The organism is Caenispirillum salinarum AK4 (assembly GCF_000315795.1).
Lineage (GTDB): Bacteria > Pseudomonadota > Alphaproteobacteria > Rhodospirillales > Rhodospirillaceae > Caenispirillum > Caenispirillum salinarum.
Genome location: NZ_ANHY01000018.1, coordinates 68,082 through 81,809, shown reverse-complemented (window position 1 = coordinate 81,809; position 13,728 = coordinate 68,082). Strand labels below are relative to the sequence as shown.

Annotated in this window: 9 protein-coding genes and 2 pseudogenes; 2 read left to right on the top strand and 9 right to left on the bottom strand. The window is 59.1% G+C overall.

All coding sequences use genetic code 11. The features are described from left to right. Positions 1 to 705: 705 nt before the first annotated feature. Positions 706 to 1,197 (top strand): annotated as a pseudogene (locus C882_RS17445) (helix-turn-helix domain-containing protein); the annotation flags it as partial. A 64-nt stretch (positions 1,198 to 1,261) separates the two neighbouring features. Here C882_RS17445 and C882_RS17440 read toward each other — a convergent pair. The 9 genes and pseudogenes from C882_RS17440 to C882_RS17395 form a co-directional block, all read right to left on the bottom strand. Continuing rightward, positions 1,262 to 2,439, bottom strand: a protein-coding gene (locus C882_RS17440; protein WP_236262712.1) for an IS3 family transposase whose coding sequence is annotated in 2 segments (ribosomal slippage) — positions 1,262 to 2,172 and positions 2,172 to 2,439 — 1,179 coding nt in all. Because the reading frame shifts where the segments join, the coding sequence is not laid out codon by codon here. Between the two features lie 67 nt (positions 2,440 to 2,506). Next, positions 2,507 to 3,480, bottom strand: a pseudogene (locus tag C882_RS24120) (IS3 family transposase); the annotation flags it as partial. A gap of 185 nt (positions 3,481 to 3,665) precedes the next feature. After that, a complete protein-coding gene (locus C882_RS24115; protein WP_043646228.1) occupies positions 3,666 to 4,280 on the bottom strand; it encodes a helix-turn-helix domain-containing protein in 615 nt (204 codons plus the stop codon). A 172-nt stretch (positions 4,281 to 4,452) separates the two neighbouring features. Beyond that, positions 4,453 to 5,193, bottom strand: coding sequence for a GGDEF domain-containing protein (locus C882_RS24110; protein WP_083876008.1), 741 nt, complete (start codon positions 5,191 to 5,193; stop codon positions 4,453 to 4,455). 539 nt (positions 5,194 to 5,732) lie between these two features. Beyond that, complete coding sequence (locus tag C882_RS17415; RefSeq protein ID WP_009541978.1) at positions 5,733 to 7,820, bottom strand: putative bifunctional diguanylate cyclase/phosphodiesterase; 2,088 nt, start codon at positions 7,818 to 7,820, stop codon at positions 5,733 to 5,735. A gap of 130 nt (positions 7,821 to 7,950) precedes the next feature. Next, positions 7,951 to 10,011: a methyl-accepting chemotaxis protein gene (locus tag C882_RS23485; RefSeq protein WP_083876006.1), complete on the bottom strand. Its 2,061-nt coding sequence runs from the start codon at positions 10,009 to 10,011 to the stop codon at positions 7,951 to 7,953. Between the two features lie 595 nt (positions 10,012 to 10,606). Next, positions 10,607 to 11,302, bottom strand: coding sequence for a helix-turn-helix domain-containing protein (locus C882_RS24105; protein ID WP_085952448.1), 696 nt, complete (start codon positions 11,300 to 11,302; stop codon positions 10,607 to 10,609). Between the two features lie 551 nt (positions 11,303 to 11,853). Further along, on the bottom strand, positions 11,854 to 12,318 hold the full coding sequence (locus C882_RS17400; protein ID WP_043646225.1) for a type III secretion system chaperone: 465 nt from the start codon (positions 12,316 to 12,318) through the stop codon (positions 11,854 to 11,856). 55 nt (positions 12,319 to 12,373) lie between these two features. Next, complete coding sequence (locus tag C882_RS17395) at positions 12,374 to 13,081, bottom strand: hypothetical protein (RefSeq protein ID WP_009541975.1); 708 nt, start codon at positions 13,079 to 13,081, stop codon at positions 12,374 to 12,376. Between C882_RS17395 and C882_RS17390 the strand changes: the two genes are divergently transcribed. Beyond that, on the top strand, positions 13,080 to 13,727 hold the full coding sequence (locus C882_RS17390) for a TRAP transporter large permease subunit (protein ID WP_009541974.1): 648 nt from the start codon (positions 13,080 to 13,082) through the stop codon (positions 13,725 to 13,727). The two genes, C882_RS17395 and C882_RS17390, sit on opposite strands and share 2 nt — an antisense overlap. Position 13,728 lies beyond the last annotated feature (1 nt).

Genomic DNA, 13,728 nt, shown 5'->3' with positions numbered 1-13,728 from the left:
TGCATCACCCTGACCGATCCTGGGTGACGGCCGGACGCTTACCGGGCATCTTCAGCATCGATCGCGAAGCCCGCGAAGCGGTGGATTCTCTATGTTCGTAAGATTCTATATATTCACAGGCGAAATTCCCGTGATAATTCAATGGTTTGCCGAGATTATCCTGCCAATTCTTCGGGGCAATCCTGCCAATCCGTCGGGGTTATCGTGCCAGACGTTCGGGGTGATCCTGCCAAATGCTCGGGGTACTGGAAAATGTAACCCTATATTTCGCCCGTTTCTGAGGCGCAGGAGCTCCCGTAAGCCACTGTAAAGAAGGGATTGTGCGTTTGCGTGAGGTGTTGCGTAAGCATCGTCTTGTGCATGAGGTGGTCGAGACGATCGAAATGTTTGTAGTGAGGAAAGGAGGCGGCTACCAAAAGCGGTGGCTGGTGCATTCGCCTCTGTCGGTCGTCTGAAGCGTTGTACGGAGCGTGTGCCGACAAACTTAGGTTGCGAATTCAGAAGCGGCGCAGCAAAAGATGCTATTGCCGCTTGCCAGGATTCCTGAGAAGTCTACATGATGTGGCGAAGCGCAACGGAGCTTTACAGCTCTATCGACCGGTTGGCGCTCGAGAACCTCTAATACCAAGCGGCGCTGAGGCTGACTCATTAAGGAACCAATTGGGCCTGACGTGATTCCCATGGCACACCGATGGGAGGTTTGTCATGGCGGCTCCAGTCCCGTTGCGCGGCGACTTCGACGGCTCGACGCTACGACGCCTTGCGAAGGCATCGAGCAATGCGAACCAGACACGCCGGTTGCTGGCGTTGGCGTCGATCTATGACGGCGGCAGTCGGAGCATGGCGGCCAGGCTTGGCGGGGTCGGCCTTCAGATCGTGCGAGACTGGGTTCTGCGGTTCAACGCGGAAGGCCCGGAGGGGCTGATCGACCGAAAGGCGCCGGGGGCGACGCCAAAGCTCGACACGGCACAGCGTCGGGCTCTCAAGGAGATGGTGGAGCACGGTCCGATCCCGTCCGTCCACGGCGTCGTCCGGTGGCGGCTCAAGGATCTTGCGCAGTGGCTGTTTGAGGAGTTCGGCGTCTCAATGGACGAGACGACGGTCGGCCGCGAACTCCGGGCCCTCGGCTTTCGCAAGATTTCGGCGCGCCCCCGTCACCGTGCTCAGAACGAGGCCGAACTGGAGGAATATAAAAAAAACAGAGGTGGCCCCGGATGTTTGGACAGTTTGGCGGCCGAGCTAAGCTAGTCCCGGTTCATGATCATGCCGCCAGGGCCGTTTCCAACACCGTCTCCGGGGCGCGCCCCGGAGACGGTGTTGGTGCGGCGCGATGATACGCCTCGTCGGGCGTTTGTCCACGAAGCCCCGAGTGGGGCCTCCGGGTGTTGTAGTAGGAAATCCAGCGCTCCAACCCGGCCCGCAACTCGGAGCCGGTCTCGAAGGCGTGGAGATAGACGCATTCGTACTTCATCGACCGCCAGAGACGCTCGATGAAGACGTTGTCCATCCAGCGCCCGCGGCCGTCCATGCTGATGCGCACGTCGCTGTCCTTCAGGATGTCGGTGAAGCGCGGGCTGGTGAACTGGCTGCCCTGGTCGGTGTTGAAGATCTCCGGTGGACCGAAGCGCGCCAGGGCCTCCTCCAGGACCTCGATGCAGAAATCCGCCTCCATCGTGTTGGAGAGCCGCCACGACAGCACCTTCCTGGTGGCCCAGTCCATGATCGCCACCAGATACAGGAAGCCGCGCCGCATCGGGATGTAGGTGATGTCGGCGCACCAGACCTGGTTCGGCCGCGTGATCGCCAGACCCCGGAGCAGGTACTTGTAGATCGGGTGCTGCGGATGCGGCGCGCTCGTCCGCGGCTTCTGGTAGATCGGCGACAAGCCCATCTTCGCCATCAGCCGCGACACGCGCTTGCGTCCAACCACGTAGCCCTGGCGGCGCAGGTGCCGGGCCATCTGGCGGGCGCCGTAGAACGGACACTCTAGGAAGGCTTCGTCGATCATCCGCATCAGCATCAGGTTCAGCGGGTTCTCGCCCGTTGGGCTGTAGTAGAACGACGACCGGCTGATCGACACCAGGGCGCATTGTCGGGTGATCGACAGGACCGGGTGGTCGAGCTCGATCATCTGCCGCCTTCGCTCGACGCTCATCGACCGAAGGCCTTGGCTAAAAAATCGCGTTCCACAACCAACTGCCCGATCTTGGCGTGCAGCTTCGCCACTTCGGCCTCGCTGGCTGCGCCCGCGACCTCCGCTTTGCCGTTGAACGTCGCCGCCATCCCCTCGATCGCCTGCCGCTTCCAGGCTGCGATCATCGTCTGGTGGATGCCGAGCTTGGCGGCCAATTCCGCCAGCGTCAGCTCCCCCTTGATAGCCTCCAGCGCCACTTTCGCCTTGAACTCGGCCGAGTAGCGCTTCCTCGTCACTTTCCCCATCAATCCAGGTCCTTCAGACAGTCGCGGACCAGCTTAGCATCCTGTCCGGATTCCTGGGGCCACCTCTGACGATCCTGGCGGTGTCGCACCCTGAGGCGGCAAGGGCCAGCTTCAGCGTGTCGGTGACGTCGTCGGCCTTCATCGTCGTGCAGAGCTTCCAGGCAATGATGTAGCGCGAGAAGTCGTCGAGGATCGTCGAGAGATAGAACCAACCCCAGCCGATCACCTTGAGATAGGTGAAGTCGGTCTGCCAGAGCTGGTTGGGCCGCGTCGTCTGGTCCTTGAAGGCGTCCGCCGCCTTGATGACCACGAACGCCGGGCTGGTGATCAGGTCATGAGCCTTGAGCAGGCGGTAGACGGAAGCCTCGGAGACGAAGTAGCGCCTGGTGTCGGTGAAGGTCATCGCCAGTTCCCGCGGCGACAGCTCGGGACGCTCCAGGGCGAGAGCGACGATGTCCTGCCGCACGGCGTCGGGAATGCGGTTCCACACCCGGCCCGGGCCGCTGGTGCGGTCCCGCAGGCCGGCGGTGCCGAGCCGCTGGTAACGATCATACCAGCGGTAGAACGTGGTCGTCGGGATGCCGAGCTTGTCCAGGGTGCGGCGCACCGGCAGGTGCGACTGCTCGACCAGCCGGATGATTTCTAGTTTTTCGGAAGCGGGATACCTCATGCGCCGTCTCCCCCAGCCCCGGTCATGCTTTTTTTAAGCAGCCGGTTCTCGACGGAGAGGTCGGCGACCAGTTCCTTCAGGTCCCGCATTTCCCGGCGCAGATCCTTCACCTCGTCGGTCGTGGCCTGGCGGGCGGTGTCGCCGGACAGCCGCTTCTTGCCGGCCTCCAGGAACTCCTTCGACCAGCTATAGTACAGGCTCTCGGCGATGCCTTCGCGGCGGCACAGGTGAGCGATGCTCTCCTCGCCACGCAGGCCTTCGAGCACGATCCGGATCTTCTCCTCGGCGGAATACTGCTTGCGCGTCCTGCGGCGAATGTCGCGCACCGCCTTCTCAGCAGGGTCCTTCGGCGCCATGGATTTCTGCCTCATCTGCGTTCCCTTCGGTCACTACGATGAGCCAGAAATCCTCCTTTCCCAAGGCCCCTCAGTTTGTCCCATAGGCGCTGATGCCGGACACTCCGCCCCCCGTGTTCCGTGACGCTCGGACCATTCGGGCCGGAGCAGAAAAGGCGGTTTCCGCCGCTAAGATCCCCAGGCAAAAAAGTGGCGGGCGTTCAAGTCTTTCTTGGCACATGAATAACATAGTCACTCCGCGAAACGATCTTAACGGAAGCTTGTTGATCGACGGGATTTCTTGTGGTTACGATGCCCTGCCAAAGTATAATGGGTGTCTTATCTGAAAGGTATGTGACTGTCCATGACGACTGGTGTCCTACAGTTTCGCCGTTAAATAGTTTTACACTTCCAGAAAGTTCTACTCCAAGTATATCCTTATCAAGGATGCCACGATGGCAGACCTTTTGATAAGCATGTTCAAGATCATCCGTGAACAAGTTTCGCGCATTCATACCTATTAATTTGCTTCTTTCAATATTCATAACCTCAGACAGCGCATGTGACGCTTCGATGATCCTAAAATCTAACGTGCATAGCGAGGCCGGGCCAGGACAGCGGGATGCAAGGAATCCGAGCTTTAGATCATGCGAATTGTTTCTTGCTCCGGACAACTCAAGTATCCGGGACCACTGCTGTTGGCTTGGCGAGGTAAGTCCTGCTTCCCACCTTGAGACCGTCGATTGGTTCACGCCGACGAACTCAGCCATCCGTTCCTGAGAAAGCCCTATACTTTGTCGCAGTATAGCAACTTGCACGCCGCTGCGGATATTCATCGTTTCTCTTTCGCAATAACGGAACGCCAAAGATTTTTATTAGTTTGGCATTAGCACACTCCTGAGGCGCTAGATACAGACCTTCCGCCTGAAGCGGCCAAAACGACCGGCCGACTTAGCGGGCCTTCACGGAGGCGCGGTTCCGGGTGGGGGTATATACGCTACATCCGCGCTAGGCTCGTTTTGCGTGTCCGGCTTCCGGTAGAGCCGATACATGTGCAATCGAGTAGCTGTTTCCTCCGGCAGCTTTTGCACTGTACATTGCACGGTCGGCGGCTTTTAGGAGGCCGAACGCCGTTCTGCCGTGAATGGGAAAGACCGCTACGCCGACACTCGCGGACATCGGCAGCACCTGAACTCTGTCCTGAAATGGCTGCCCAAGTGCCGCTGCAATTCGGCGGCCGACGCTGACGGCATCTTCCGGTGTTCTCACTTCCTTGGTGATGATAGCGAATTCATCGCCGGAGAGTCGGGCGGCAACATCCTCTTTCCGGAGTGCCCTTTTAAGACGTAGCCCGGCCTCAATCAGAAGTCTGTCGCCGGCGTCATGCCCAAAGCTATCATTCGCCTCCTTCAGCCCGTCTAGGTCGATGAATACCACTCCGAAACGGCGCGAATACCGGACAGCGGCTGCAATCTCCTGTTCCAGTGCCTCTTCAAGCGCCGTCCGGTTCGCGAGTTGCGTAAGCCGATCTAGCCGTGCCTCACGCTTTAGAAGCCCTTCAGCAAGCGCCCAGCGCGTAAGCTCACGATGAAGGAAAACCGCAGCGCCTAGGGTTGTGCCGATTCCGGTTAAGACCATTGCAGCCAAATTTCGCACACGATCTTTGGCGCCAGTATTAAGCGGCGAGGCCAAGTATATCGCAAGAGCTGCAACAAATCCTAAGGAACAAAATCCGAGCAAACGCCGCATGGTCACCTTCTAAGCATTGATTAACCGCACCGGGCGCTTGCTGGGCACCTGTGGCGTCTAAGGGGAGGCAATAATTTCATCAGGGGCGGAAGGAAGGAACGTTGTCTGCCGCTCGGGTACCGCATGAGGTGCCGAAATTTAGGGTTCGCCCTCTTCCTCTAGCCGTCGAAGTAACCGGTGCGGCACGGGATTGTGAAGTATGTCATCGCCCAACTCCTTAAGGTGCGCAACGACGGCGTGTTCGGATACGCGGCCTTCTAAGGCTTGGGGTGTGGGCATGTCAGCAAATGAAAGCGGAATTACCCGGCCATGGTTCATGGCATGCTTGTATTGCCGCGCGGCGTTTGCGAGCGCAAGTCGCGGCCAAGCACAGTCTTCCGGGCACCCAGCAGCCTCGCCGCTTGCCTGCAACCCAAAAAACGCTGCCAGCCCGGGGCAACCGTGCTTCGACGTCAGTCGGGACCGCACGAAGTTCGTTGAGATAGACCGGTTGCGTCCGCACCTGCCGGCATGCGAGCAGAGTCGATCAACAATGTCATTCATTGGCGCGGATCTTTTTTCTGGGAAATTGAGGTCGCGGCTTTAAGCAAGGCTGTGATTTCCGCCCCCGGCATCGGCCGGGCGAAAAAATACCCTTGCCCAATGTGGCATCCTAACTGCTGACATGTTTTTGCAACTGATTCTTCTTCAATGCCTTCCGCCACCACTCGCATGTCTAGGGAGCGCGCCAAGGCTACGATCGCCCCGACGATAGCCGCATCGTCTTCTTGGTGATGAACGGCCTCGGTGAAGACTTTGTCGATTTTCAGAACGTTGACGGGGAAGCGCTTGAGGTGGCCGAGGCTGGAATACCCGACGCCGAAATCGTCAACCGCAACGGATACGCCAAGGGCGCGCACCCCTCGGAGGGTCTCGACGACGGGAAGCACATCAGCACTAAACATGCTTTCAGTCAGTTCAAGCTCCAGAAGATCCGGGTCGAGGCCGGAATCCTCAAGTGCACAAGTGACGGCCGAAAGAAGCTCAGCGCGGGCAAGCTGAGCATAGGAAACATTGACCGCGACACGTAAGGGGTGCCCTTCGTTGGCCCAGGCGGCGGCGTCCGCGCATGCCGCACGCAAAGTCCACGCACCGACCGATGTGATTGCTCCCGTCTGTTCGAGCAGCGGAATGAACTCGGCCGGAGACACGGGGCCCAAGTCCTTTGCGTGCCAACGCAACAAAGCTTCCACAGAGATGATGCGTCGGGACGACAGGCAAAGCTGAGGTTGATAGTGAACGTGGAACTCGTCTCGTTCTAAGGCACCCTCCAGCGCGTCGATCAGGGCGAGACGACGGTTGGAAGATGCGCCCCAGTCGCGCTGATACCCGATGTATCCGTTTCGGCCCAGCGACTTGACGCGGTACATGGCGAGGTCGGCGGCGCGCAGCAGTTCGGCGGCACTTGTTCCATCGCGGGGGCAAACCGCTATCCCGACGCTGGCGGAGACGGTAAGGCGACGGCCGTCGAGTTCGATTGGCTGCTGCAACTTTTGAAGAAGGCCGGCCGCAACAGTGTCCGCCGTCCCAGGGTCGCCCAAACCCTCGAGCACGATAACGAACTCGTCGCCACCGAGGCGGCTAACCATGTCCGTCGACCGGACGGCGGTGCGGAGCCGTTCAGAGACGGCTTGTAGCAGGCGATCTCCGACTTCATGCCCAAGGCGATCGTTGATGTCCTTGAAACCGTCAAGATCAAGAAAAAGCACAGCTGCCACATTACCGGTCGACATGGCGGCAACGGCTGCCGCATCGACACGCTTCCTAACTGCCAGCCTGTTAGGGAGTCCTGTCAGCGGGTCGTGAAGTGCGTGCTTCCGCAGTTCCAACTCAGCCGCTGCTCGATCGGTAACGTCGTGGGTGGTACCGCCAATGGCGGTGACGGCGCCGTTTGTCCACTGCGCCACGACGGCATGCACGCTTACCATCCTTAACTGGCTGTCGTCCATAAGGAGCCGAAATTCCAGAGTTCTCGGCTCACCGTCATCTATTATGTTGCGTGCTGCATCTCTGACAAAGGCATGGTCGTCCGGATGAACGCGGCTGAGGAGCGCACCGAAGCTGACGCAGTTGCCGGTGGTCGGGAATAGAGAGAAGATTTTAAGAGTTTCTTCAGAGCAGGCGACCATGTCTGACGCAAGATCCCACTCCCAGCTTCCAATGTGGGCGATCTTCTGGACAGTCTCCAACTCTTCGCGTGCTTTATCTAAATTGGCTTGAACTTCAATGCCGGCTGTTATGTCTCGCTGGATCGTGATGATCCGTCGCAGCATCCCCTCTTCCACAAATGGATGGACTATGGCCTCCGTCCAGAACGGACGTCCGTCTCTATGCTTCTGCATGAGGGTGCCGCGCCAGATACGGCGCGCCCGCAGGGCATCCGCTATTGCGTCACAAGCCGGTTCGTCCGGGTGGCCGAGCACAGAGCGGTATTCGCGCCCTACTAACTCGTTCGGCTGATAACCGGTTGCCCGGCAGAAGTTCTCATTCACGTCGGTGATGATGCCGTCTGGGCGCTGAACGGAAACCATCGCTACCTGGTCCACGGCGGTTTTGAGGTCATCGAGCCACCAGCGATCATGTTTCATTGGACGTTCCCCATTCCCTACCTGCGAACTCTACTTTAGTTCCAAGTTCGGCTGAGCAAATGCATAATGATGCATGGCGGCACGCGGGTGTGCCGGTGCCGCCACGTCATCGGTTCACATAGAATGGTGATCAGGCGGCGCGAACGCGGTCGATAAAACGGTCGACCTCCGCGCTAAGCGTGTCAGCTTGCTCCGACAGCGAGCCAGCGGCCGTCAAGACCTCGGATGCCGCATTGCCTGCGTCGCGGGCTGCGGTTGAGACGCCCGATATGTTTGACGTCACCTCCTGTGTCCCCACCGCCGCCTGTTCAACGTTCCGGGCGATCTCGTGCGTCGCCGCCCCTTGTTGCTCGACGGCGGACGCAATGTTGGAGGAAATTTCCTTCAACTCCTTAATCGTCTCGGAAATGCTGTCGATGGCACCCGCCGCTGTGGTGACGGAGTTCTGCACGCCGCCGATTTGTTTTCCGATGTCTTCTGTGGCGCGTGCTGTCTGATTTGCCAGACTCTTCACCTCATTGGCGACGACGGCGAATCCCTTGCCGGCCTCGCCAGCCCGTGCAGCCTCGATTGTGGCGTTCAGGGCCAAGAGGTTTGTCTGACTCGCGATGTCGGTTATCAGGTCGATGACATCGCCGATTCGCTGAGCCGCGGCATCCAAGTCGCGCATGATCTCGCGGTTCCGCTCGGCCTGTTCCGTCACCTCATTCGCGATGCTGGCGGCCTGCCCAACCTGGCGGGATATCTCGCTGATTGAGGACGAGAGCTCGTCTGACGCGCTGGCTACCGTCTGAACGTTGGCTGAGGCTTGCTCAGACGCCGCGGCCACGGTCGATGCTTGAGTGCTGGCCTCTTCCGATACCGCAGACATTGACTGTGCGGACGAGCGCATCTGGCTAGACGCCGCCGTGACGGCCTGTACAATCTCCTTCACCGTAGCCTCGAAGTCGTCGGCCATGCGGTTCATTTGCGCCCGCTGTGCCTCTTCTGCCTTCTGCTCCTTAAGCTCAGCCTCAGCCTCGAGCTTCTGCGTACGGATCATGTTGTCTTTGAAGACTTGTACAGCGGATGCCATCGCGCCGATCTCATCGCGGTAATTCGTGGCGGGGATCGCTCCTTCCACGTCGCCGTCAGCTAGGCGCCTCATAGCGGCAGTCATCCGGTGGACCGGCTTCGTAATGCCCAGAGTGATGATCAGCGCTGCGAGGATGGCGAATGCGATCGCACCGCTCGAGAAAATCGCCAACAGCCGCGCATCCGCGATGGATCGGGCGGAAATGGCCTGTTCAACTTCTTTCATGCGCAATGCTTGGCGGTCGCGCACTTGCGCGGCCATGACTTCAACGTCGTTTCCTTGTCTGGCAACGACTTCGTCGAACAGGCGAGCAGCCTCAACGCTGATCTGGGTCAGGTCGACGAAAATGCTGCGGTACGTATCGATCAGCGCGACCGTTTCGTCAGCAATGTCGTTCCATTCTGCATTCCGCAATTCGCGCCGAAGTGCCCTAAGCTCCTCCGGAACCTTGTCGAGCCTTTCTTTCGCCTGTTCAACGCGCGTGGCTGAGGGGCGTTCAAAAAACCGCGTCACCGATAACCTTGCCATCATGAGCGCCTGCTGCGCCCGCCCAGCAGACGCCGCAGCAGTAAGATAGCCGCCTTCTTCCGTTTCCTTCATGAGGAGGGTGAGGTTCTGGCGAGCAGCGGGGCCGATGTTGTCGAGGGCCTCGGTCTTCTTTTCGGCCTGTTTTGCATACAGCTCGGCAGCTTTTTGGAAAGCCGTTCCTAGGCCATCAACTTCCTCGCCCATCGCCGCGAAGAGTTGCCGTGCTTCAGTCGAGCGGGTGGCGGAACTGAGTTCTGCAAGTGCGTCTCGCGCACTACTAAGTTCAACTTCAACCTTTTGGACTAGGCTGTCCATGGGGGCGCGGCGAAATTCCGCCATGTAGCGCCGCGCCTCATTGACGCTGGAGACCATGCTTTCCGTCAAAAGCGCGTTTGCGGATATGCGTCGGTATTCCTGCATACTTGCCGCATTGTCTTCGCTGCTCCGCCAGCTCATAGCGGCCAACGCGGCTAAAAGAGTGACAAGTAGCGCGAATCCCAAACCGATGCGCCAACCGATACGTGCACGCGACAGCAGTGCACCCACGTAGTCCCAGATTCCTGTCTTGCTCTCGCTTGCCTTGGTCATTGCGTCCCCCGCGTGGCCCCACTGCTAGGAGGCCCATGTTTGCTTGCACATGATCCTTTCGGACCGAGCCAAAAGGATCATGTGCCGTCGTTACGTGCGGGGTAGATGCGGTTCAACCCTCCGCATAATGAGGTATATGAGCTATTCCGGACAGCGTTGGTTGATTTCCGAAAGCTCTGAAAGATGACGCGCGGAACGATTCTAACACAAATTATTATCGGGAAAATATAATGATGTAATTAGGTGAATAACTCACATAATTTCGGAGCGCACATACTTGTCGCTGTATAATGTTTCGACAACATTATCTTCTATAATGATGAATGTACTAAAATTTATTTCCTGACAACAAAAAAAGTATTTCTCTGCTTGCCTTGGGGGGGGCGGTGTTCTTGGAGAAGTGCGGGCCAAATATACTTTTTAACCGCCCTGCCTCGAGCTCTCAAACCAAAGTATATGCACGCAACCGATGTCACTCACCACACAACTTGCGAATCTTTCTCTGTTAAGGGATTTCGACTTATGGGAGTGCCCTTGTTCCTGGTGCGGTAGCGCTTGAGTTTCGTCTCTTTTCCCCAACAGCGCGCCATGGAAATTACTTTGTGGAGAGAAGGTCGTCCCAGCCTTCTAGCACAACGCCGCCTTCGGTCCCTGCGGACTTCAGTAACTCTCCTTGCCAGTAGATAACCGGCGTGTTGTCAGAGAGATATAGAACGGTCCATGTTGATGTATGCCCTCTTACCGCCCCGTCAAAAAGCCGAACATTTCCCGATATTTGAACGCCAAGAAGTTCCCCAGCTAGAAGCCCGCCCAGGGCGGCCTGTTGATAAGCGCTTTCGAGGTGCTCGTCGAAGCTCGTTCGGGAGTTCCTTCCGATAACCTCGTCTCTGGGCAGCCCCTGCACCCGCTCAAGTGGCTGGGAAACTTCAAGGACGCGCATGTCAAGGGTGCAAAGCGTTGCCGTTCCCGGGCAGTTTCGGGTGAGGTAGCCTAAGCGCGCGTCCTTCACCGCATGCTCGCGTCTCGTCATGCCTAAGATCGCTGTCCATAGGGCGGGCGTGGGCCGCGACAGGCCTGATTCCCATCGTGATACAGTGGATTGCTGCACTTTCAGCTTTTCAGCGAGCTGTTCTTGTGTCAGCCCGAGCATGTTTCGTATGAGGCGAATATGCTTTCCTGTGGTTGGCACCCTCCAGCCTCCAGCAGTTTTCCGCGCGTATAGAACCCACCTTGGTCTATCTAGTAACAAAGCGAAAGTCGCATAAAAATTAATGCGACATTGCCACGGCATACGATAACTAGCCGGGCGCGTCGAACAGCGTGACGTACCCGGCCGCATCCCACGGAGTGGTGTAGAAACGGCGGGTCTGGGCTTGGTGGAGGCCGCGTAGCGGCCGGAGGCCGAACCATCTCTCGCCCGCCCCCAAACCAACGCCGACGTCACAGTTCGGACCAAGGCGCCGGGCCCACACCTGAAGCCGCTGCCTGTGCGCTGCGCCACTTACCGTACTGACGCCGTGTCCTCTTCACCCGCACCACCGACCTCGTCCACAAACTGTAAGCTGGGTGCCAAGAACCGGCGCAGGAGGCCGAATACTGGGTCATCGAACCAGAGCCCTTGAGCGACATCGGACAGCGACGACGTCCGGCAGCATGACCGTCGCTTTGACGTTTCGGCCGCCCCATCATCAATCGTCGCGGTCCCTCGTGTCACTTATGTCGTCGTCTCGTTGCTCGTCGTCTACGGTAATCGAGAATTTTCCCACCTCAAGTGGGGCAGCGCACGTAGACGCCGCACTCACCGCACGGAGCGGCCAGACAAGCTGAGGATCTCAATCACGACTAAACGCGGACCATGGTGCTGCTTCCGGAGTCGCCGTCCGAGCGGAAGGCTTGCGCAGACGTGGTGTCCGTGACCATCACATCGACATGGTCGCGCCAATCAGCAAGCTGTTGCAAAAAGCTGTCGAGAAGGGGTGGGAAGGCAGCCACATCCGCGTTGCTGTCGATGGCGTGGGCCAGAATGAGGATGCCGACGTCTTCGTCCAGCGCCAGAACAGGGCCGCCGAAGCGCGCGGTCCGAAGGTTGTATGCCAATGCCTGTCGCAGCATTTGTTCGGCGTCGGCAGGAGGCACTGGACCAACGAGCGCAGTCAGCGTGAAGCGCCCCGCATCCGGCCCCTCTGCTTCCAGAGACACTTCCATGGTCCCGTCAAACTCGAGTGTGATCGTTCCTTCATCATCCAGCTCTAGGGGTTCGGTTCCGATTTGCACTGCAAGGGTGTTGAGAATGTCTTTGAGTGCCATGGGGTGTCCCTTTCGGTCCATATGAGACGGCCCGACGCATCGGTTCGGGCGAAGCTTAAAGGCTGCGGGCGGCCATTTCGGCTTTGACCGCTGTCTTCAGGTGGTCAAGCTTTTGCTGCGCCATGGTGCTGAACATCTCGACGCGATCGTTATGAGCGCGCATCGGGTTGGCGCTGACCATGGACTTGGCAAAGGTCCGGCTCATGTAAAGCTGGCCGAGCCGCTTTCCGCCCTTGGCAGCGAGCGCGTCAACGCGCTGGTAATCCTTGCTCAACAGGGCGTCAATCTGTCGGAGTGAATCGTCATCCAGGCGCGCGAGGACCGCCTCCTTGCCCTCGCCGGAGAAGACGAGGCGGTTGGCAAAGCTCGTGGCGCCTACGCCTGTCATGTGCTTATGCGCGGCAAGCGCTTTCAGGTCGCCGAAGAGGTTCTCCTGCACGGCAGTTTTGCGTGCGGCGTTATAGGCGTTGAAGGTCTTGACGCCCGCCGTCCCCAGATCATGGGTGACAGCCTTCAGAGCGCTGTCCACGGAACGCCCGGTGGCGCTCTGGCGAAGGCTTGCCCCCATCCGGTTGTCGACGGCCTTGTAAAGAGCCTGGCCTGCCTGCCCCGGCGTCTTGGTTGCAAGACGGACGGTGCGGCTGACCAGAGCATCAGCCATGTTGGAGGCCTTCGTCAGGAAGCGGCTGCTACCGGCCGACTTCAGAAGGCGTTGGGCGCTGACCAGTGCCACCGGCTTATTACCGTACCAGCCCAGGGCCATGCGGTCCGTCCTGCCGGTGTGGCCCATCATGCTGCTGATCGCGGTGGTGATCGGCAGTCTGTACGGCGGTGTCGCCACGCCGACGGAAATCGGGGCCGTCGGGTCGCTCTTCGCCTTGGTGATCGTCGTTCTGTTGCGCCGCCTGAATGGTGGGACGTTCCGTGGGGCGATGGAGAACACACTGCGGACCTACATGATGATCATGATGATCATCCTGGGCGCGATGGTGTTCGGCTATTTCATGACCTATACGCAGGTGACCCAGGACCTTGTGCGTGCGGTGACGGACTCCGACCTGCCGCCGTGGGCGATCATGGGGCTCTTGCTGCTGGTCTACCTCGCCCTGGGGTGCTTCCTGGACCAGATCGCCATCCTGGTGCTGACCGTGCCCCTGACCTTCCCCATCGTGTCGTCGCTGGGATTTGACGGTATCTGGTACGGCATCGTCATCACGAAGACGGTTGAGATCGGCCTGATCACCCCGCCGCTGGGCCTGAACGTCTATGTCACCTCCTCCGTCACGGGCGTGAAGCTCAGCGAGGCGTTTCGTGGCGTCATGCCGTTCCTGGTGATGGAGCTGGTCTTGCTGCTGATCCTGGTCCTGTGGCCGGACCTGACGCTGTGGCTGCCGTCGCAAATGAATTAAG